The organism is Streptomyces chryseus (genome assembly GCF_014650755.1).
Lineage (GTDB): Bacteria > Actinomycetota > Actinomycetes > Streptomycetales > Streptomycetaceae > Streptomyces > Streptomyces chryseus.
This window is the reverse complement of sequence record NZ_BMVO01000076.1, coordinates 1-1,161: the sequence shown is the minus strand read 5'-3', so window position 1 is coordinate 1,161 and position 1,161 is coordinate 1. Positions and strand designations below refer to the sequence as shown.

Sequence of the window (1,161 nt, the reverse complement as noted above, 5' to 3'; positions counted from 1 at the left end):
GGCCCGGGGTGTGCCGGTGAGGTGGGCGTCGATGCGGGCGAGGTTGAGGGCGGCGCCGGTGAGCTGGTGCTGAAGGCTGGTCTTGGCCAGTCCCTGGTAGCGGGATCTGCGCAGGCCGCAGCGGCCGACGCCCTGGGAGATGGTGCCTTCGACGCCGGCTCGGATCTTGTAGCGGTCCTTCCAGGCATCGGTCTGCTGCCTGGTGCGGGCGGCCTGGACGGCTTCGTGTTCGGCGCGGTGCCGCAGGGTGATCTCGCGGCGTTCGGCCTTCGGTGAGCTGACGCAGGCGCGCAGGCTGGGGCAGGTGCGGCAGTCGGCCGGGCTGAAGCGGACCCGGATCACCGGCAGGCCCTGCTGTGAATGCCGGTGATGCCACTGGGTGCTGGTGACACCGTTCGGGCAGGTCACCCGCTCGTGCTCCCAGTCGACGGTGAAGGCGTCCTGCCCGAAGGGGCCACCGCTCTGGGCGGTGGTGTTGCCGGTCATCGGGCCCTGGAGATCGACGCCGTGCTCGGTGCGGGCGGCCACGATCTGGGCAGCGGTGGGATATCCGGCATCGACCCAGTGCTCGCCGGGCAGGCAGCCGCGTGCGGCCAGACCCGCGTGGACGACAGCGGCCATGCGGTCGTCGGGAACAGTGGCAAGAGTGGTGGCCACGTTCGTGATCAGGTTCGGGGTATCAGGCTCGCAGGTTTCGGTGAGGTGGACCTTGTAGCCGTCCCAGAAGGTGTCGCGTTTGACGCTGCCCCGCGCCTCGATGTCATAGGGAGTGACCAGCCGCATCGCGCCCGGCGGCCGGTCTTTTGGGTCCCGCCGCCTCACCTCGCCGACGACCAGATGGAAGTACTGCACCCACGCCTGCCGCAGGGTCTCCACCTCGTCCAGCGTGCGCAGGACGGGTGGCGCGGTGGGGGCGAAGACCGCCTCAAGCAGCCGTATGCCATCCCTGCCGATCCGCAGCCCCACCTCGTCCCGCCTGGTGCGGGCCTGGGGAAACCGGGAGTCCTCGGCCCGCGTCGCGTAGTGCCTGAACCAGTCCGGCTCCGCGATACCGGCCAGCCACTCGGGGGCCTGTTCGGCCAGCGCGTTCAACGCCGAGCGCAGCGTTTCCGCGACCATCTCCAGCCAGCACAGCTGACGGGCAGCGGACAGCACGTGCGT

At 70.5% G+C, this 1,161-nt stretch carries 1 protein-coding gene; it reads right to left on the bottom strand.

The window, feature by feature from the left end:
* On the bottom strand, positions 1-1,161 hold a 1,161-nt coding region (locus tag IE185_RS32825; protein WP_189716573.1), incomplete at both ends, for a transposase.